Genomic DNA, 20,211 nt, shown 5'->3' with positions numbered 1-20,211 from the left:
CGGGTTTTTTTCTGTCTTTAGGAACGCACGCGCCGAACGGGAACTTTTCCGTCGAGGAATGCCTTGACGGCCCCGATGGAAACTTCGTTTCGGTGGAAGATACCGGCGGCCAGAGCCGATTCGGCGCGTGTGCGCGTGAAAACCTCCAGGAAATGTTCCGGGCACCCCGCACCGCTGGAAGCGATCACCGGGATGGTGACGGCCTCTTTTACAGCGGTGATGAGCTCCAGGTCGAAACCGAGGTTCGTTCCGTCCCGGTCGATGCAGTTCAGCAGGATTTCCCCGGCGCCAAGATCTTCACAAACCCGGGCTAAGGTGACCGCATCCACAGGCCGACCTTCCCGCCCCCCCTTGATGGTGCACTGGTACCAGCAATAACGCTCCCCGTGGGGACCCGGCAGCGCCGTTTCGATGACCCTGTGCGGCACGGCAGAGGGAATGGGCACGTAAACCCTCCGGGGATCAATGGAAATGACCACCGCTTGGCTTCCGTACACCCGGGAAATGGTTTCAATGGCGCTTCGTCCGGACGGCTTCCCTGTGCGCAACACATCTTCCACGATGAGCACCGCATCGCTCCCAATGGAAACCTTATCCGCTCCGGAACGGAAGTAGGCCGAGGCGACTTGGAGGGCGCTGTGGGCGGTGGCGTCTTTGTCCACGTAATCCCGGATGCCTCCCCCGATGGTCAATGGAACGAAGACCTTTTCCGAGGTGCGTTCCAGGACTTCCAGCATGGGCAGATCTTTTAACGGGAAATCCCGAAAACCCGTGATGTTGAGAAACGTGATCTCATCGGCGCCCTCCTCGTAATAGCGGCGAGCCAGATCTACGGGCTTGCCGAGATTGCGCACCACCCCGGCCTCGCGCACGTCATATTGATCCCCTTTGGTGACCACGAGGTCCCCCTGGTCGTTGGCCCGCACATCTAAGCAGGCGATGATCCGTTTGGCGAGTTCTGTCCGCGGCGGTACGCGCGGGGGCAGGACCGCCGGCGCATCCCAGCCTTCGAGAAAATTCCTCAAGATCTTCAATCCGGTTTGGCCGCTTTTTTCCGGGTGGAACTGTACCGCCGACACCCGCCCTTTCTGGATAGCGCTCACGAATTCCCGGCCATAGTCCGTGGTCGTCAGCACCACATGGGGATCTTCCGGATCCACGTGGAAGGAGTGGACAAAATAGACCTTCTCGTCCCCGTCCAGACCTTGGAAAAGGGCCGAGGGCTTTCGGGCCTTGATGCCGTTCCATCCGATGTGGGGAACGGCGAGATCCACGCGAAACCGACGGACCATGCCTTTCAGAAATCCCAGGCCGTCTTCACCCGGAGCCTCTTCGCTGCCTTGAAACAAGGCTTGAAGGCCCAAACAGATGCCGAGAAAAGGGCGATCGGCTTCCAAATAGCGACGCAACGGCTCCACATAGCCCTTGTCCCGAAGAACGCGCATCATGGAACCGAAGGCGCCCACACCGGGAAAAACAAGTTTTTCCGCCGAAAGAATGTCTTCCGGTTGCGAGACGAAGCGCACGGAATGACCCAGTTTCTCGATGGCATTGACCACACTGCGGACATTCCCCGCGCCGTAATCCAGCAGAGTCACCATCAATGGGAGTCCTCCTCGAGGTGTGTTTCGGGCAGAAGTTTATGGGGCCGGTCGGAAATGACGGCGGAAACTCCCCAACGGCGAAGCCGCGGGAGCTTTTCGGGGTCGTTCACCGTCCAGGCGATGACAGGAATCCCCGCCGCCCGGCAACGGTGCACGGTCTCTGCGTCCAAGTGGGCTTCAGCGGGGTGATATGCGAAGGTCCCCAAAGCTCGGACACGAGCCACAGGGTCGTCCACGGGGTGCTGGGTGACCAGCCCGGTGAGGAGATGCGAATCCAAGGACGAGACGAGTCGCAGGACGGTCTCGTGAAACGAGGATATGAGCACGCGAGAACTCATTTCCAATTCCGCGATCAAAGCGACGGTTTCTCGGACCAGCCGGTCGTGCTGGGAAGCGGTACCTTTGATTTCGACGTTAACCAGCCAGTCGAGGGATCTCGTCAGGACCAAGGCTTCCCTGAGGGTCGGAATGCGGCACGAAGCCCAAGATAACCCCGGCATGGGCGACGGTTCCGAGCCGAAAAGCCGGTCGGAAAGCCTGTCTTCCTCCGAAGGAAGGGCGGCCGTCGGAGTCTCGGAAAGCGCAACCTTCTTGCCATCCCGGCTGTCCGGCGGGATCGGTTCCCGCCGATCTTCGGCCCCGCACAAGCCATGTCTGTGAGGGGACCCGTCCAGGCCGCCCTCAGGTTCTTGGGAGCGTGATTTTTCCGTGGGGACAATCCGAAGGGCCCTCAGCTCGGCCCACGTAAAGTCCCACACCTGCCAGGGGTGACGATCGGGATAGAGGATCGGGGCGTCCGTGGTGCGAACCAAGGTGTCGTCGTGAATCACCACGGGCACACCATCCAAGGAGAGCTGGACATCCAGTTCCCAGAATTGGGCGCCGGATCGAAAGCCCTTAGCCGCCGTCCCCAACGTGTTCTCCGGGCCCAAACCGACCCCTCCCCGATGGGCTCCGACCCAGAAAACACCCGGCGAATTGAGATCAATCCATGAAGCCATACCGGTCCTTGACACCCCTTCGGCTTTCCTCTATAGCCTCCGCCCAAGATTAAACCCTTGCGTCTTATAGCACAGAAAGGAGCCATCCGTGCCTGTTCATATTGTGAATCATCCTTTGGTCCGACACAAGTTGGGGCTGATGCGCAAGCACAATATCAGCACCAAGGATTTTCGGGAACTCGCTTCGGAATTGGCCCGCCTCTTGACGTATGAAGCCACCAAGGACCTGGAAACGGAAAAGAGGGTTATTCAGGGCTGGAGCGGTCCGGTGGAAGTGGAGCGGATCAAGGGGAAAAAGATCACCGTGGTGCCCATCCTGCGGGCGGGATTGGGCATGATGGACGGGGTGCTGGACCTCATCCCCAGCGCCAAAGTGAGCGTCGTCGGGCTGTACCGGAACGAAAGCACTTTGGAACCGGTACGCTATTACGTGAAGCTTGCCGGGGACATGCACGAGCGGATTTCACTTATCCTCGATCCTATGCTGGCCACAGGCGGTACCTTGGTGATGACCATCGACCTTCTCAAAGAAGCCGGCTGTCGAAACATTCGAGGGATATTTCTTGTGGCGGCTCCGGAAGGAATCCGCCGCTTGGAAAATGCCCATCCCGATGTGGACGTCTATGTGGCGGCCGTGGACGAAAAACTGAACGCGGACGGATACATCCTTCCCGGACTGGGAGATGCGGGAGACAAGATTTTTGGGACGAAGTAGAGTCCCAGACAATCCGGCAGGACAACCGGACACGCCTTCCAAGCGTATCCACCAGCCTCCTGAAACGGAGACACCAGCGAAGGGATCTTATGGAACATCACGGGTATTCCACAGAATATCGACTGCGGGCCAGGGACATCCTCATCGGGGCCCAAATGTTGTTCGTCGCTTTCGGAGCGTTGGTTTTGGTGCCGCTTCTCACCGGGCTGGACCCCAACGTGGCGCTGTTCACCGCCGGGGCCGGGACCTTGTTGTTCCAAGCCGTCACGCGGGGCAGGGTACCGATTTTTTTGGCGTCTTCGTTCGCTTTCATCGCCCCTATCATCTACGGGGTGAAAACGTGGGGTGTGCCGGGCACTTTGTGCGGACTCGCTTCTGCAGGAGTCGTGTACGTCTTGTTCAGCGCCGTCATCCGGTGGAAAGGGGCCCGTGTTTTGGACAGGATCCTGCCTCCGGTGGTCATCGGTCCGGTCATCATGGTCATCGGGCTCATCTTGGCTCCCGTGGCCGTAAACATGGCCATTGGAAAAACGGGGGACGGGGCCATGGTGCTGATCCCTGAAAAGAAGGCCATGATGATTTCCATGGTGTCCCTGGCCACGACGATTCTCGTGTCTCTCAAAGGCCGCGGTATCCTCCGACTGGTCCCGATCCTATCCGGGATCGCAGCCGGGTATCTCCTCAGCCTGACGCTGGGGCTGGTGGACTTTACCCCGGTAAGGCAAGCGCCGTGGATTGCCGTGCCGGCCTTTGTGTTTCCGGAATGGAACTGGCAAGCCATCCTTTTCATCGCCCCGGTCGCCATCGCCCCGGCCATTGAACACTTTGGGGACATTTTGGCCATCGGTTCCGTGACCGGGAAAGATTATCTGAAAGATCCGGGCATCCATCGAACCCTGCTGGGAGACGGCCTGGCCACAAGTCTGGCCTCTTTGCTGGGCGGCCCGCCCAACACCACCTACTCGGAAGTCACGGGGGCAGTGGCCCTGATCAAGGTCTTCAACCCGGCAATCATGACTTTGGCCGCCTTATGGGCCGTTGCTCTGGCCTTTGTCGGTAAACTCGGAGCATTGCTCCAGACCATCCCCGTGCCCGTCATGGGCGGGATTTTGATCTTGCTTTTCGGGGCCATCACCGTCGTGGGACTGAACACCTTGGTGCGCGCCGGAGAAGATCTGATGGACCCTCGCAACATGGCCATTGTCGCCGTCGTGGTGGTGTTTTCCATTGGTGGGATGGCTTTTTCTGCCGGGGAGTTGACCATCAAGGGCATCGGGTTGGCGGGCCTGAGCGGCGTCGTCTTGAACCTGATCCTCCCAGGACGGAAGTCCATTTCTTGAAATCGCCGCCAAGGCCGTGTCCCGCCGGGAAGATCGGCCCGTCGACAACCTCCGCCATGACAATGAAAACCCCCATTTCAGGGCAGGCTGGGCAGGCTGGGCAGGACATCAACGCCGTCCAAAACGCCCCTCCCGCAGGCTGTGAAATCGTCAGGGGCCGCGTCGGAAGCGGCATCGCATCGCGTCGATCCCAGGTGCTCGGGGCAGCCGAATTGTGCGAGAGGGTGCCTTCCGTCCGCTTCCGTGCAGCGGGCTTCTTTGGCTTCGCCCGGACACGGCGGAGCGCATTCCGTCAGGGTTTCAGAGAGGGTTTCCGTCTGAGGCGGCAGGGCTTTTTTGGATCCCGCCCCCCTCAGAGGTGGTCTGTGCACGGCGTGTGTGTCAGCTTTTTTCGGCCTGGTCTTCGTCCTGCTCCCGCAGTCGGTCCATGAGCGCACATACGCTGCAGCGTTCGGCGTAACTGGGCTCGCCGCATCGGTCGCATGTCCTAAAGTCCTCCACGGGCCTCGGTGCGGAACGGGTATCGAGATAGGCAAAGAGAAAATCCCTCTTCGTCCCAGGCATCTTGCCCTCCAGCATCTCGAGAGCCTCTTTGAACATGTGGCTTGTGGCTCCGCGCGACAGCGGGCACGCCCCGCTAAAGTAATCAATGCCCTCCACACCACAGTAGGTGCGAATCTCATCCGAGGAAACCCGGTAGAGGGGTTTGATTTTTTCCGGCAGCCGAGGATGGGCGGAAGGCAAATAGGGGTAGTGTTTCTCGATGTATTCGCGCCGATTCCGAACGAGGTTTCCCAGAAGTCTGCCGGCTTCATCGTCCAGGTTATGGCCCGTAACAATGACGCGAAAGCCCTCCCCCACAGTGACCCGGTTGAGCAGTCGGCGTTTGATCATGCCGCACACGGAACAAATGGGCCGGCGTGTGCGCTTGCGGATCTCCGTGATCGAATAACCGAAGAGATCCTTGAGGGAATAGCTCGCCCACGCAAGACCTCTCGTGCGGGCAAAGGCGGCGATGGCATCGTAGGACGCTTCCGAAAACGAGGGGATACCCAGATCCAGGTGGACGCCTTTGGTGCGATACCCCAGATCTTGAAGCACCGCCCAAGCCGCCAGAGAGTCTTTGCCCCCGGAGACGGCCACCATGAGCGGCTCGTCGGCCCTTATGGGAAATCTTTTCATGGCCCGGAGAACTGAACGGCGAAAGAAAAAGACAAAGCACGCTTCGCAGAAATTCGCATGATGGCTGGGCAGGGAAATGACCGCCCTCTGCCGACATCGAGTGCACTTCGCCGAAGGAGGAAGCGGCCCTCGTTCTGTGGAATACATCGCCGATCCTTTTCAGGTCCAACAAACCCCGGGGCTCAGGGCCCCGGGGGATTGCAACATTTCGTCGGTTGCACGCTCACCGAAAGGTTGCCGTCCAACGAGGTGCGTTTCCACGCGGCCCGCCCGACTTTCTGAGATAGGGATCCCGAGCTTCCGGCAATTTCTGCATCCTAAAAAGGTTCCGTCTGGATGACGAAGGGAGCCGCGTCGGTGGAAATCTCACAGGGCTCGTTCAAGATGCGCTGCATATAACCCGGGAGAGTACGGAATTTTTCCAGAAGTTGGGGCGTGTAAGACAGCAGGCCGGTGATGCCCCGACGAACGGCGCGCCGCGCCAATTCTTCTTCGTCCACGTCCAGCACATTGTCCAGGGAACACACAGAAAAAGCGAAATCCAACATATAGCCGACAATGTAGGCGGCGTATTGGCGCCGATAGGGGAAAACCGCATCCAAGGTCTTGGTGATCACGTTATAGGCTTGGGGGAAAAAGAACGGGGAATCATTATGCAGTCCCAGGATCCCCCCTGGTCGAAGCCTCGAGGCGCACAAAGTGTAAAATTCCTTTGTGTAGACATACTTGGATGGTTCCATGGGATCGGTCAGATCCAACAGGATAACGTCGAACGTGGTTGAAGTCTCTTCCACGAATTTTCGTCCATCCCCGATGATGAGCTGAACCCGAGGGTCTTCGAAAGCCGCCCCGCAAATGCTGCGCAGATGCGCCTTGGCAATACCGACGACTTCCGCGTCCAACTCCACCATAGTCACGGCGTTCACCGACGGGTACTTCAGGACTTCTTCCAGAGTGCCCCCGTCGCCCCCGCCGATGATCAGGACGCGTTCCGGATCGGGATGGAGCATCATGGCCGGATGCACCAAAGATTCGTGATAAAAAAACTCATCCTTCTCCGACGTCTGGAAACGACGGTCAAGAAAAAGGGTCACGCCGAAATCATCGGTTTCCACCACTTCCACAAGCTGGTAGGGAGTCTGTTGGGTGTGGATCACCCGACGGACATGAAACCGGCGTCCCATGGTGGCAGTGAAAGGTTCGTAGATCGTTTTGTCATGGTCGGTCATCAACGGAGCCTCCTCGCTTGAAAAATTTTGAGCGGCTCACTATAGAGGAAGTGTTTGTAAATCTCAAACTCGGAATGACATCCGGGCACTGGCCGCCGCGGATGAACTTTCTTAAGCCGAGGAGTTTCACCATGGACGGCATGCACTATGAAGGGATGATTATCCGCCCCCCCAGTGAGGCGGATAGTATCCTTCTGCAGGTTACCGTCGGCTGCAGCCATAACAAATGCACCTTCTGCGGCACCTATAAAGGGGTGCGCTTTCGCATCAAAGAGCAGGAAATCATCGACCGGGATATTGCCTATGCATCCCGCAATTTCCCTTTCCTTCGCCGGGTGTTTCTGACGGACGGCGATGCGCTCATTGTGCCTCAACCAAGGCTCGTGGAAATCCTGCAAAAAATCCGCCGATCCATGCCGTGGATTCAGCGGGTGGGCTTGTACGGCAACGCGAAGAGCATTTTGCGCAAGAGTGTCGAACAATTGAAAGAGCTCAGAGAATTGGGCTTAGGTATTGTCTACCTTGGGGTGGAAAGCGGCGATCCGGACACACTGCGCGCCATTCGCAAGGGGGTCTCTCGGGAAAAGTTGCTTGAGGCTGGGCAACGAGTCCGCAAGGCGGGATTGAAGCTTTCGGTGACCGTGCTTCTGGGCATCGCCGGACGTGAGCGATCTTTGCAGCATGCTCAGGCCACCGGATCCCTGCTCACGGCCATGGATCCCCATTACGTCGGCGCCCTTACCCTGATGGTGCTGCCCAACACGGAGCTCGGCGCTCAGGTCCGCCAAGGTCTCTTCCCTCTGCTCACTCCGAGGGAACTTCTTCAAGAACTCGGCGTCATGCTGGCCCACACCTCTTTATCCCGCGGATTGTTTCTTTCAAACCACGCCTCCAATTACCTGCCCCTCAAAGTCAAGATGCCCTCGGAAAAAGAAAAGGGGCTGGCTTTGATCGAGGCGGCGCTGAACAATCAAGTGCCGCTGAAACCCGAGTGGATGCGGGCCTTATGACACATTGCCCCACGGCCGTCCTCGGGGTATCCCTAAGAGGGGCTCGACACGGACCGGAAAGCTTTGAGGGCACCCCGCTCCATTGATACGTCACGTGGAGTCCTGGGATCAAAAAGAGCGGTCCTTTTGATCCGCAGTCTGGGTCGCGGATGGCAGCGGGGGGCTTACGCCCGCCCCTGCGCATTCGAAAACACGCCCGGCACCTCTTTCCTGTGGGATCTCGAATCGAATAGCCACATGAACTGAGAAAGGTTTGGCGAAGCTCTTAAAAGCCGACCGTCGGATTACGTTTGCCCCCATTTGAGTTTGGTGCGCAGGATTTCAAAATAGTCGGTGGTCACAGGTTTAATGAGCTTCAGCGTATAGGGGGACATGGCAATGGAGATGGTGTCGTTGGGGGCGAGCCGATGGCCCACCTGCCCATCGCAGGTCAGGGTCACATCCTGGGCCTTGTCGTCCAATTTGACCTGGATTACCGACGAGGCCGGAAGAATGATGGGCCGATTCGTCAAGGTGAAGGGGCAGATGGGCGTGAGGATAACCGCCTGGGCGGTGGGATAGACGATGGGCCCGCCCGCCGAAAGGTTGTAGGCCGTGGATCCAGTGGGGGTGGCGACAATGAGGCCGTCGGCCCGGTAGTGCGTCAGGTAGCGCCCGTCAATGTGCGTATCCAGATCCACAATGCGCGCCAGCGCCCCTTTATTGATGACCGCGTCGTTCAACACCGTCTGGACGAACACCTGTCGGCCCGCCCTTTCGATGACCACGCGCAGGCGCATCCGTTCTTCGATCTCGTAAGCCCCGGCTAGCACATGCCCAAGATCGTGAAAGCACCGTTCCCGGCTGATTTCCGTGAGAAAACCCAACCCCCCCAGGTTGACTCCGACAATGGGAATGGCTTGGTGGGCCACTTGTCGGGCGACACTGAGCAAGGTTCCGTCCCCGCCGAGAACGACGATGGCGTCCGCGTCCATGGGTGGGGAGGACGAGGGTTCGAATGTGCCCGTGTCGGGAAGGTTTTCTCGAGCCGTCGCCCTGAAGCCCTCGCTGATAAGCCAAGCGATGAGCTCCTGGGCCAGGCGCGCGGCGTCCTCTCGGCCTCTTTTATAAATAATCAGGATGTGTTCCATGAACCTCCGGCCTCTCTGCCGTCTGCCATGGGAATCTTTGGCGTGAATTCATCACGAAAACCCGTTGCCAAGAACACCGGGACAACGTATTTTAATTTATCCTTTGGTGCAACGTATTCTTGGGAAAACAGTGGATGAAAACACAGCTCCGAAACGGTAGTTACGATCCGCAGCGGATCCTCGTCGTGGATGACGAGCGCAGCGTGCGGGAATTGGTGGCCGAAAGCTTGAGCTTCATCGGCCATCAGGTGGAAATGGCCGCCGACGGCCTGGAAGCCGCCGAAAAACTCAAAAGCGGCGTCTACGATATCGTGGTGACGGACATGGATATGCCACGGATGGACGGCATGGAACTTATCCGCCACATCCGCCAGCATTACCCGAACACGGACACTATTGCTATCACGGGACATGCCACCAAGTATAAGTATGTGGACGTGATCAATGCCGGAGCGGCCGATTTTATCACGAAACCCTTTGGGCTCGACAAGCTTGAGGCCAAAATCCGACGGCTTCTGCGGGAGCGGTTCCTCCGCCGGGAATTGGAACAGCTGGCCACCCGGGATCCATTGACGGGCCTGTACAACCGGCGCCATTTCCGAAGCATCCTGACCCAAGAGGCCGTGCGGTCCACGCGTTACGGGCATCCGCTGTTCCTGCTTTTCATCGATATCGACCAATTCAAACGGTACAATGACGAGGAAGGGCATCAGGCCGGAGATTCCTTGCTCATCGAATTGGGATCGATCCTCCAGCAGTCCATCCGAGAGCATGTGGATTCGGCCTTTCGTTACGGCGGGGACGAGTTCACGGTAGTCCTTCCCTATTTGAACGATGAACAGGTCCGTTTGGTTGCCGAACGCATTCAGAAACGTTACGCCGCGCTGGACGTCGGACCGACGAGTCTTTCCATCGGGGCGGCGCAGTTTCGTTATCTGGACGGCGACTTGGAAAAGAGCATTGACGATCTGATCCAAAGGGCCGACAAGGCCCAGTATCGCGCCAAGAAGGAATTGGGCGGCAACCGGCTGTGCGTGGACGGCAACGACGCTGTGCCGCCGCAGAATGTGGAACCTGCGGTTTCACAGGCCTTGCGTTCTGTGAAGTGACCGGTTTTGTCGCCCGTGCCTTCCCCGCGTTTTTCATCCGCCTCGTTTGTCTGAAGGAAAACCTCGTAAATTTTTTCTTGACATCGGGGGGCTGTGCCCTTATACAAAGCGCGCTTTTTTAAACTTTCTGTTTAATATAGGTAAACCATGGAGGACGGCCTCAAGATCGGAGATAAACTCCGACGGCTCCGCATGGAAAACGGCCTGACCCAGGAAGAACTGGCCAATCGGGCTTATCTGACCAAGGGATTCATCTCCCAGCTGGAACGGGACTTGACGTCTCCGTCCATTGCAACGCTGAAGAGCATCTTGGATGTCTTGGGGATGGACTTGGCGGAGTTTTTCCAGGACATGCCAAGCCCTACGGTGGTAGCCCGAAAGAAGACGCGCGTGCTCAGTTCCGAATCCACGGAAGAGTGCGCCATTTACTTCCTTTTGCCGAGGGCGCTCGGACGGGTCATGGACCCGGTGATCGTCAAGATGCAAAAAGGGGGGCGAACCGTCGAACACACGCCCCATGAGGGGGAAGAATTCGGGTTTGTCATCAAAGGATCGATCACCCTGTGGTTCGACAACAAACCCCATCGATTGAGTGTGGGGGATTGTTTCTATTTTAAGAGTTCCACGCGGCACTGGGTGGAAAATTCCGGCCGGGGCGAAGCCCACATTCTCTGGGTGGTGAGCCAATCCCGGTTTTGAAACATCGGACCTTTGGTCCAAGAATGCCATGACCGGCAGCCTTCGGCTTCCCGGTCGATCCATCGCACGGGCGGGGAGGTGCGAAAATGACCACGAAAAAACCGGAATTCGGCTTCGGGGTCCATTTGATGCTGGATGGCTACGGGTGTGACCCTGGAGTTTTGCAAGACATCAACGGGATCTACAACTTTCTGGATGAGTACCCTCAAGAGATGGAGATGACCAAAATCATGCCCCCCTACGTCTTTCGATACCATGGGGTGGTCCCGGAAGATTGGGGCATCTCAGGATTTGTGCTCATTGCGGAAAGTCATATCAGCATCCACACCTTCCCCGAGAAGAGGTACTTGAGCTTGGACATGTTTTCCTGCAAGCCCTTCGATACGGATAAGGCGGTGGCGGCTGTCAAAGAGCGCTTTCGGATCCAGAAGTGCGAGATCAACGTCTTGGATCGGGGCCAGGAATTTCCCAACACCATTAAAGATTCTACCCACGTGGTTCGCATGGACCGGATGCTGCGTCAACGGAGCCGCTGATTCTTCATGGAAATGAACAATGATGTGCTGGGGACCGAGGTGTTGGAGCACCTCGGTCCCTGTTTGTCTTTTTTGGGGCTTCCGCAGTACGCGCGCCCCGTGGAAGAGGCCCGCGCGGTGATCGTGGCGGCACCCTACGACGGGACGACCACCTTTAAGGTCGGCACCCGGGAGGGACCTCGAGCCATCCTGTGGGCATCCCGGGAGTTGGAATCGTACGAAGAAGACACACAAACCGAACCCTATCGGAACGGCATCGCCACTTTGGGGGAACTGAACGTCACGGCTGCGTCCCCTCGCGATATGGTTGAGCGGGTGCGAATCGTCGGGGCGGCACTATTTGAAGCCGGCAAAATCCCTGTCCTCCTCGGCGGGGAACACCTGTTGTCTTTGGGGATGATTCAGGCGGCAGCCGCCCGTTTCCGCCCGCTGACGGTTCTCCATCTGGACGCTCATCCGGATCTTCGCGAGTCCTATCAGGACACCCCGTTTAGCAATGCGTGTGTCATGAGTCACGTCCTGGACGTAGCGGACCTCGTGCAAGTGGGGCTCCGTTCCATGAGCCGGGAAGAACATGCGCTGATCCAAAAGAAAGGCATCCCGGTCTTTTCGGCCGAAGAGGTGGTCCGGGGAGCGGCGACGGTTTCCCAAATCATGGATCACATAGGCCCTTATGTCTATCTCAGCATTGACCTGGACGTGCTCGACCCATCCATTATGCCGGCCGTGGGCACACCTGAGCCGGGAGGGCTGGGATGGTACGATCTGCTGTCCATCATTCGAGCCGTCACCGCCCGAAGCCGTGTCGTGGGTTTTGACGTCATGGAACTGTGCCCGATCCCCGGCATGGTCGCCCCCGATTTTCTCGCGGCCCGACTGGTTCACAAGACGCTCGCCCATATTTTTCTAGACAAGCGTTCATAGGGCTTGCTAAGTTTATACAGTCTTGTGGGCTTCGCCGGTCCCCCATGGACTCCGGCTGTATTCCGACGTGCAAGATTGAGGGAAAAATTTGGAAGAAGAATCTGCCAAAGGCTTGTCGCGCTGGCTCAAGAAAGCCCTGCGCCGCCTCTCGCGGATCGATAAACCCAAAGATCTGGAAAAAGAGATCCAACAGCTGATAGATGAGGGGGAAGAGCGCGGGCTCATATCTGAAGACGAAGGAGAAATGATCCAAGGGATTTTCTCCTTCCGGGATACGGTGGCTCGCGAGGTGATGGTGCCCCGGACCGACACCGTCGCAGCTCCCGATGAATCGTCCGTAGAATCTCTCATCACCTTGATTGTGGAATCGGGCCATTCCCGAATCCCTATTTATCAGGATTCCATCGACAACATCATCGGCATCCTCCATGCCAAGGATCTCCTCCAGCATTGGGGAAAGACCGAGCTCCAGCTTCGCGATATTCTCCGGCCGCCTTATTTCATCCCTGAATCCAAGAAAATCAGCGAAGTCCTTCGGGACCTGAGGCACCGAAAATCCCACATGGCCATTGTCATCGACGAATACGGCGGCACCGCCGGCGTGCTCACCATGGAGGATATCATCGAGGAAATTATCGGTGACATCATGGATGAGTACGACGCTGAGGAAAACTGGCTGGCGGAACAGGACGACGGGACCATCTTGGTGGACGCGCGGCTGGATGTTGAGGAGCTGGAGGATTATTTGGATATGGAGTTTCCCGAGGGGAAATTTGAATCCGTCGGCGGCTTTATCATCAGCCGTTTGGGGCGGGTGCCTGCCGTCCACGAGAAGGTTCTGTACAAGAACCTGGAAATGGTCGTGGAAGCTGCCGACAGTCGAAAGGTGGAGAAAGTCCGCATCCGCCGCCATCAAGGGCTGATTGAAAATGCCCAGGCGGAATCAGAATCGTCCAGTTGACCGGGAGCCGTTCTTTGACGACCTTGCTCACCTCTCCTTGGACGGCCGCCTGTGCCACGGGACTGTTACTCACCGCGGGTTTTCCCTCCTGGAACCTTTATGGGGCGAGTTGGATCGCCCTCATCCCTCTCCTGATCCGTATCGACGGCTTTTCTTCCCGGTCAGCGTGCTTTTTCGGCTTCGTCGCAGGCTTTGTCCATAACCTGACCACGCTCTACTGGATCACTTATGTGGTGACCCATTACGGGAACCTACCCTTGGTAGTGTCGGCGGCCGTGTTATGCCTTCTCTGTGCCTACTTGGCGCTGTATCCCGCCGTGTTCTTTTTGGCCGCCCAGCGTTGGCACGCCTCCCCCGCCCTCTGGATCTGGGGCCTGCCTTGCTTATGGATCGCTTTGGAATGGCTGCGAGCTCATGCCCTGACCGGCTTTCCTTGGGCGAATTTGGGCTACACACAAACCGCGGTCGATCCCCTCCTACAAACCGCCGACATCGCCGGGGTCTACGGAGTCGGGTGGTTGGTGGTGCTCGTCAATACCGTCCTTGCGCGACTGCTGAAGCACAGATCCGGGCTGCGCCACGTCGTGGCCGCTGTCCTCTGCTGTACCGTTTTTGTCGGCTATGGGTTATGGAGAGGGCACGCCCTGCGGCGGGAAACACCCGATGCGTCGTCGGCCATCCACATTGCCCTCATCCAGGGCAACATCGATCAATCCGTGAAGTGGGACCCAACTTTTCAACAAAAGACGCTGGACATCTACCGCAACCTTTCTGAAGCGGCCTTACAGGAAAACCCTCTGGATCTGTTGGTGTGGCCGGAAACGGCGGCGCCCTTTTTCTACGGCCTCGAAGAAGCTCCCACCAGAAAGTTCAACGAAATCGCCACTTCCTTGAACACCCCCATCCTGCTCGGCATCCCATGGCTGATCCCCGACGGGACATCGCCACGCCTGCAGAACCGCGCCGTGTTGTTTCATCCTCCCGAAGGGATCGCCGCCGCATACGCCAAACGCCACTTGGTCCCTTTCGGCGAATATGTGCCCCTCAAGCGTGTGCTCTTTTTCGTGGAAAAGCTCGTGGCGGCTGCAGGGGATTTCGTGCCGGGGGAAGATCCGGCGGTTTTTCCCTTCAAGGGGACCGCCCTCGGGGTGCTCATCTGCTACGAAGCCATATTCCCAGAATTGGCCCGTGACGAAGTGCGCCATGGCGCCCGCTTTCTCGTCAACCTCACCAACGACGCCTGGTTCGGCCGCACAGCCGCCCCATATCAGCATTTGGAAATCGCCCGCTGGCGCGCCGTAGAATGTCGAGTCCCCCTGGTGCGGTGCGCCAATACGGGCATCAGCGCGGTATTCGACCGAACGGGCAAGACCCTCACTTCGCTCCCTTTAGACGTGACGGCTACCGCCGGGGCCGCCATCGTCCCTGGTCCAGGAGACCCCACCTTTTTCGTCCGCTACGGGAATCTCTTCCCTTGGGTTTGCACCTTGACGACACTGCTTTGTGTCGTGTATGGGGGACGGGCTTGGCAGGTGCCGTCAACAATCAGTTCCCGCAAGCTCTGATCTTCCTGTGGGTCGGCGCCGAAATTTGGTATATTTTGAATACAATACGCCGTTCAAAAACGGCTCTCGAGGAGGGACACACCATGGTCATTGAACCCGCAGAAATCCGCAACACCATGAAAGAATTACACCAGCGTGTCGACACTCTCGGAGGCTATCTTTGACATTCCGGCAAAACGCGAAAAACTCCGGGAACTGGATCGCCTCATGTCCCGGCAGGAGTTTTGGGACGACCCTGTAAAATCCAAAGACGTCCTCAAGGAAAGAGCCCAGATTTCGGAAATCACCGCAGAATTCGACACGCTGAAAACAGAGCTGGAGGAAAACGAGCTTCTTTTAGATCTGGCCTTGGAAGAGGACGATCAGGACACGGTCCGAGAAGTCGCTCGGAAGGCAAAGGAGCTCCAGAAAAAGATCAGAGCCTTGGAAGTCCGCCAGATGCTCGCCGGGGAAAACGATGCCCGCAATGCCATCGTCAGCATCAACGCGGGCGCCGGTGGTACCGAAGCACAGGATTGGGCGGAAATGCTTCTGCGCATGTATCTGCGCTGGTGTGAACGTCGAGGATTTCAAACCGAGGTGGTGGATCTATTGGAGGGGGAAGAAGCCGGCATCAAGAGCGCCACGTTCACGGTTTCCGGCCCGTACGCCTACGGGCTGCTCAAAGGCGAATCCGGCGTTCATCGGCTAGTGAGGATCTCACCCTTCGACGCCAGTGGACGCCGGCACACGTCTTTCGCCGCCGTTTTTGTTTACCCGGAAGTGGACGACTCGATCGTCATCGACATCAAACCGTCGGACCTCCACGTGGAAACCTATCGCTCCAGCGGCGCCGGCGGTCAGCACGTCAATAAGACCAGTTCGGCGGTCCGCATCACCCACATCCCCACGGGCATTGTGGTGCAGTGCCAAAACGAGCGTTCCCAACACCGCAACCGAGATATCGCGATGAAGGTTCTTCGGGCACGACTTTATGAAAGAGAGATGCAGAAAAAACAGGCGGAAATGCAGGAACTGCATGACAACCTGGACGAGATTGCCTGGGGAAACCAAATCCGCTCCTATGTGCTCCAACCTTACCGATTGGTCAAAGACCACCGCACCCAGGTGGAAAAGGGCAATGTGGACAGCGTCCTGGACGGCGAGTTGGACGACTTCATGGAAGCTTTCCTCTTCCAGCAACTGCAAGACCACTCGGCCGGCGTGGCCGCCTCCACCTCCCCTTGAACCCCTGTGACCGACCTTCGAAAAGCGCCTGCCGGGAGCCGGCACGCCGGCTCCCTGTAAGTGTTCTCAAACGATTTGGACACGGAGCAGATCGTCCCGAGGGTTCAGACGTTCAATTTTGAGCCGGACCATCTCCCCGGCTCCCACAGGTTGTTCTTGGGGCAAAGGCGCCTGCACCTCCAGGAGGAAATCGGGCAAAAGAAGGTAGGCGAACTTGGCGTTTTTATCCAAGACAATGGCGTTGAGCGTTTGGATGTCCTCCTGCTCCAGATAGCGAAGAATCCAGTAGCGGGTCCATTTGCGGTGAACGAAGGCGACCTTGCCCAGTTGCACTCGTACGGAAGTGAGGATCTTTTCGAGAGCCTCCTGCGAATAGGCGGGCCGGCCTTGGTTTAAATCGGCTTTGATCTGACGTTGAACCACCAGATCGACGTAACGCCGGATCGGGGAGGTCACCGTCGTGTATGGATTCATGCCCAGACTACAGTGAGGACCCGGCCGTGTCTCCAGTTCCGCTCTGGCAAACAACCGGCGTTGCCGATAGATGTGAAAGATGGGGTAATCGCTTTGGATTTGTTCCGTTTCCGGACGACACTCCGCCTGGCATCGATAAATGGCCGGAAGATCCCTCTCGGCAAGGTAAGAGGCGGCGATACCGTTAGCCGCGATCATCCATTCGGAGACAATAATCTGGCTGGGGCTCTCTTTCTCGTAGCGCTCAAGCTGAATCATGCCATGGTCGTTAACATTGATGTGGATTTCCGGCAGGGGGAGCAACACGGCTCCCCTGTCCCGACGCTGTTCCCTGAGCCGCTCGCTGAGGTGGAACAGTGTCTTAAATGTCTCGTCGGTTTCCACCAGGCTGTCCACCTGTTCGTACGTCAGACGGCGGGTGACTCGAACAATACCGGGCCGGATCATCCATCGATGGATCCGGCCGGACGCATCCACTTCCATGATAAAGCTCAAGGTGGCCCGGTCCTGCCCGAGGCACAAGCTGCATGCTTCTTCGGACAAGATCGGGGGCAACATCGGGATCCGCCGGTCCGGCAGGTATATGGAGGTGACCCGAGAAGCTGCCTCGCGATCCAGGACATCGTCTATGGGCACAAAATGGGCGGCATCGGCAATGTGCACGCCCACTTCCCACCGATCTTCCCCCACAGGGCGAAAACTCAAGGCATCATCCAAATCCCGCGTGGAAGCACTGTCAATGGTGAAGACTCCGAGGGACCGGAAATCGACCCGTTCTTCCCCCGAAGTGATCTGATGCACCCGGGTCCTCGCCGCCTCGGCGGCGCTTAGAGCTTCCGGAGGAAAATCCGTGGCCAACCCCTGCTGATGGAGATACAGATTCTCGTTTTCGGACCACACCCCGAGGCGCACCAGCAGTCGAAAGGCCGCCGCCTGCTGCACGGGAATCCCCGCCCGACCGAAAAGTTCTTTGACAAAGGGGGCGCTTTCCGCCTCCTGGCCGAAAAGGCAGTAATCCTTGATCTTCTCAATGATTTCCTGCCGAAGGCCATCGTGTTTTCCTCCGGGTTTGGCCTGCCAAACTCGTCGAAGCCCGAGAGCGCCTTCCTCAAGAAGGCGTTCCCGTTCCGCCTCCCGGGCCATTTCTTCCCGCCGACGCTCCACCTGGTCCGCCGTTCGGGCGACAAATAAGCCGTCTTTGTATTGAAAATAGAGACGGTCAGCAAGGAGCACGCGATGGACGGCCGCCACATGGTCGTCGGTCACCCCACCGGTAAAGACCAGTTCGGCCAGATCTCGGGGATGATAGGCTTCTGTTTCGCCTTCCAGGACAGACCATAATTCCGCCACGTCCACTTGCGCGGCCAGAGATTCGCGCAGCTGTCGGATGTTCTTGAGAGCTCGGACCAAATCGTCCCGGCTGTGCGTCGGATTCAGCTTGGCAGGAGACGCCGTGACCACGCGGCGGAGCACCAGATTCATCTCCCGGTTGGTCTCCGCCAAGACGTTGAGTCTTTGATCTTTGACGACAAGGCAGACGCCGAGGAGGAGCTCCTTGGCCTCGAAAAATTCGACAACGGTTCCGGGCGCCACTTCGGCCCACTCGGACGCGCTCATGCGCCTTCCCCACGGCGGCCGACCTGAGCGAGCCGGTCCTTGTAAGAACGGATCCCGACAGAGATGGCTTTCGCCAACTCGTTCTGGAAGTCGGCATCCTTCAGCAGGCGTTCTTCTTGGACATTGGAAATGAAACACGCTTCAATGAGAATGCTGGGCATTTGGGCTCCTAAGAGCACATAAAAGGGGGCTTGTTTTACGCCAAGATCCCGAACCTTGACGTTCGGTTCGAGGCTCTCGATCAACCGATGATGGACTTCTTGGGCCAACCGAGAGGATTCGCTGATCTTGGTGTTGCGCAACAAATCGTTCAAAATGGCCTCCAGATCGCTGATCTGCTTGGCGGATGTGGCGTTTTCAAAGGCGGCCACCCGGGCCGATTCCTTGTCCTTGGAAAAATTAAGGAAATATGTCTCAATACCGCCAAGACCTGGGTCTGTGTGGGCATTGGTGTGAATGGAGAGGAAAAGGTCCGCCTTTTTCGTGTTGGCAATCGCCGTCCGTTCCTCCAAACTCAGGAACCGGTCCGTGCTCCGGGTAAGGAAAACCTCATATCCTCCTTCCTTTTCCAGAATGCTCTTCAATCGCTTGGCGATAGCCAGGGTGATGTCCTTTTCAAACACGCCGCTGGGGCCTATGGCCCCTTTGTCCTTGCCTCCATGGCCGGGGTCGATGACGATGCGGCGCACCGTGAGCCCCAGTTGTTCGATCATGCTGGGCATGCCTTTTTTAAGAACGGGCGTGGCCACAGCATTGGGTGGAGGGGGAGCCGGAGACGTTTTGGGAGGTGCGGCGGCCGCCGCAGGCTCCGCTTTTCTTTCGCCCAGCACGTCGATCACCACGCGGAACGGATCCGCCAAGGAGAAGACTCGGTAAGACTCCACGGACTGGAGATCCAGCACCACTTGCGTCTTGTCATTTCCCGCCGATTCCACGCGCACATCCTGAAGCAGACCGTCCATAATGCGGATCATGGGCTTCAGTTTCGGTCGAACGCCGCAGCGTTCCAGGTCGAGGACGATTCTGGGGGGACGTTTCTCCTTGGGTACCGCAAGGAATTCTGAGCGGGTGTATTTCACGGGGCGGCTGAGATATACCACAACGCGGGTGTATTCATCCGCAGACCAATGATGGATTTTTTCCACCACGGCCTTGGGGTTCTCCGCGGATGGCTCCCTAAGCTGTCCGGGCTCGTTGCCCAAGCCTTTCCCTTCACCAGGGGAACTGGTCTTCTGCGCTGCTTGAGCCTGCTGACCGGAAACCTTTGGCGCGTCAGGGGGCGGTGTCGAAGGCTTTTCGTTCAGCTTCGCCGCCAGGTCCTGGGCTTTTTGCCGCGCTCTTGGCGATAAATCCCCTTGGGGAAACAGCACTGACACCCGCTCAAATTCCACGTACGCATCGGCCGGATTCCGGGCTTCCAACAACACTCCGGAAAGGAACAAAGCGTCATCGGCCAAAGGGCTTTGGGGATACCGCAAAGCTGTCTGTTTGTAGAAGACCAGAGCATTCTTGTAATCTTCTTCCAACTTTTGGGCGTCGTAGAGGTGGTGGTACGATTGAGCGATCATGAAAAGGCATCGGTCGGCCAGGCGATCCGCCCCGTCTTGTCGGAGAATCTCCTGGAAATTTTCCATGTTTTTCCGAAACAGCGGCCGATTTTCAGCAACATCCAACCGGCTCACGAGCTTTTGATATTGCCGGCGGGCCTCTACGTAGCGGCTTTCCAGCGCCGATGGCGTCTGCGCATGAGCGAGCACGTCAAACAGCCCCAGCGTTGCGACGATGACCCACATCCAGACCAGGCTATGAGGTCTCCTTGATGATCCTTTCATGGTGCACCTCCGCCGTTCGACCACAATGCCATGAAAAGGAACGCCCGTGCAAGGTC

General features: G+C 57.8%; 17 protein-coding genes. 10 read left to right on the top strand and 7 right to left on the bottom strand.

Features of this window, described 5'->3' with window-relative positions:
- Positions 1–17: 17 nt before the first annotated feature.
- Both hisF and ACZ5K9_RS09400 read right to left on the bottom strand, forming a co-directional pair.
- On the bottom strand, positions 18–1,601 hold the full coding sequence (hisF, locus tag ACZ5K9_RS09405) for an imidazole glycerol phosphate synthase subunit HisF (RefSeq protein WP_464271082.1): 1,584 nt from the start codon (positions 1,599–1,601) through the stop codon (positions 18–20).
- On the bottom strand, positions 1,601–2,605 hold the full coding sequence (locus ACZ5K9_RS09400) for a glycerophosphodiester phosphodiesterase (protein ID WP_464271081.1): 1,005 nt from the start codon (positions 2,603–2,605) through the stop codon (positions 1,601–1,603). The genes hisF and ACZ5K9_RS09400 overlap by 1 nt, the downstream gene beginning before the upstream one ends.
- A gap of 88 nt (positions 2,606–2,693) precedes the next feature.
- Here ACZ5K9_RS09400 and upp point away from each other — a divergent pair, with 88 nt between their 5' ends.
- Both upp and ACZ5K9_RS09390 read left to right on the top strand, forming a co-directional pair.
- Positions 2,694–3,320 carry a uracil phosphoribosyltransferase gene (upp, locus tag ACZ5K9_RS09395; protein WP_464271080.1) on the top strand — a complete coding sequence of 209 codons (627 nt, stop codon included), beginning with the start codon at positions 2,694–2,696 and terminating at the stop codon, positions 3,318–3,320.
- A gap of 89 nt (positions 3,321–3,409) precedes the next feature.
- Positions 3,410–4,660, top strand: a complete 1,251-nt coding sequence (locus tag ACZ5K9_RS09390) for a uracil-xanthine permease family protein (protein WP_464271079.1) — start codon at positions 3,410–3,412, stop codon at positions 4,658–4,660.
- 381 nt (positions 4,661–5,041) lie between these two features.
- Here the strand turns inward: ACZ5K9_RS09390 and ACZ5K9_RS09385 are convergent, their stop codons facing one another.
- Positions 5,042–5,989, bottom strand: coding sequence for a PP-loop family protein (locus ACZ5K9_RS09385; RefSeq protein ID WP_464271078.1), 948 nt, complete (start codon positions 5,987–5,989; stop codon positions 5,042–5,044).
- Between the two features lie 170 nt (positions 5,990–6,159).
- Positions 6,160–7,071, bottom strand: coding sequence for a polyamine aminopropyltransferase (speE, locus tag ACZ5K9_RS09380; RefSeq protein ID WP_464271077.1), 912 nt, complete (start codon positions 7,069–7,071; stop codon positions 6,160–6,162).
- A 131-nt stretch (positions 7,072–7,202) separates the two neighbouring features.
- Here speE and ACZ5K9_RS09375 point away from each other — a divergent pair, with 131 nt between their 5' ends.
- Positions 7,203–8,081 carry a radical SAM protein gene (locus ACZ5K9_RS09375; protein WP_464271076.1) on the top strand — a complete coding sequence of 293 codons (879 nt, stop codon included), beginning with the start codon at positions 7,203–7,205 and terminating at the stop codon, positions 8,079–8,081.
- Between the two features lie 284 nt (positions 8,082–8,365).
- On the opposite strand, the gene ACZ5K9_RS09370 is transcribed toward ACZ5K9_RS09375, so the two are convergent.
- On the bottom strand, positions 8,366–9,211 hold the full coding sequence (locus ACZ5K9_RS09370; RefSeq protein ID WP_464271075.1) for an NAD(+)/NADH kinase: 846 nt from the start codon (positions 9,209–9,211) through the stop codon (positions 8,366–8,368).
- Positions 9,212–9,345: 134 nt separating this feature from the next.
- On the opposite strand from ACZ5K9_RS09370, the gene ACZ5K9_RS09365 reads away from it, so the two are divergent.
- The 7 genes from ACZ5K9_RS09365 to prfB all read left to right on the top strand — a co-directional run bounded on the left by ACZ5K9_RS09365 (position 9,346) and on the right by prfB (position 16,232).
- Positions 9,346–10,320 carry a GGDEF domain-containing response regulator gene (locus ACZ5K9_RS09365; protein WP_464271074.1) on the top strand — a complete coding sequence of 325 codons (975 nt, stop codon included), beginning with the start codon at positions 9,346–9,348 and terminating at the stop codon, positions 10,318–10,320.
- Positions 10,321–10,467: 147 nt separating this feature from the next.
- A complete protein-coding gene (locus tag ACZ5K9_RS09360; protein WP_464271073.1) occupies positions 10,468–11,019 on the top strand; it encodes a cupin domain-containing protein in 552 nt (183 codons plus the stop codon).
- 86 nt (positions 11,020–11,105) lie between these two features.
- The gene (gene speD, locus ACZ5K9_RS09355; protein ID WP_464271072.1) at positions 11,106–11,555 is read left to right on the top strand and encodes an adenosylmethionine decarboxylase; all 450 of its coding nucleotides are present in this window, start codon (positions 11,106–11,108) and stop codon (positions 11,553–11,555) included.
- A gap of 6 nt (positions 11,556–11,561) precedes the next feature.
- Positions 11,562–12,479, top strand: coding sequence for an agmatinase (gene speB, locus ACZ5K9_RS09350; protein WP_464271071.1), 918 nt, complete (start codon positions 11,562–11,564; stop codon positions 12,477–12,479).
- 88 nt (positions 12,480–12,567) lie between these two features.
- Positions 12,568–13,440, top strand: coding sequence for a hemolysin family protein (locus ACZ5K9_RS09345; RefSeq protein ID WP_464271070.1), 873 nt, complete (start codon positions 12,568–12,570; stop codon positions 13,438–13,440).
- A 14-nt stretch (positions 13,441–13,454) separates the two neighbouring features.
- The gene (gene lnt / locus ACZ5K9_RS09340; protein WP_464271069.1) at positions 13,455–15,005 is read left to right on the top strand and encodes an apolipoprotein N-acyltransferase; all 1,551 of its coding nucleotides are present in this window, start codon (positions 13,455–13,457) and stop codon (positions 15,003–15,005) included.
- 83 nt (positions 15,006–15,088) lie between these two features.
- Positions 15,089–16,232 (top strand): peptide chain release factor 2 gene (prfB, locus tag ACZ5K9_RS09335; protein WP_464271068.1). Its coding sequence is split into 2 segments (ribosomal slippage): positions 15,089–15,166 and positions 15,168–16,232, totalling 1,143 coding nucleotides; the frame shifts between segments, so codons are not numbered across the junction.
- Between the two features lie 66 nt (positions 16,233–16,298).
- Here prfB and ACZ5K9_RS09330 read toward each other — a convergent pair.
- Positions 16,299–18,323, bottom strand: coding sequence for a ribonuclease catalytic domain-containing protein (locus ACZ5K9_RS09330; protein ID WP_464271067.1), 2,025 nt, complete (start codon positions 18,321–18,323; stop codon positions 16,299–16,301).
- Entirely contained in the window at positions 18,320–20,155 is a 1,836-nt protein-coding gene (locus tag ACZ5K9_RS09325) for an N-acetylmuramoyl-L-alanine amidase (RefSeq protein ID WP_464271066.1), read from the bottom strand. The genes ACZ5K9_RS09330 and ACZ5K9_RS09325 overlap by 4 nt, the downstream gene beginning before the upstream one ends.
- Between the last annotated feature and the right edge of the window lie 56 nt (positions 20,156–20,211).

The sequence above is a fragment of the Desulfosoma profundi genome, from assembly GCF_055387865.1.
This window is presented reverse-complemented; position numbering and strand designations above follow the sequence as displayed.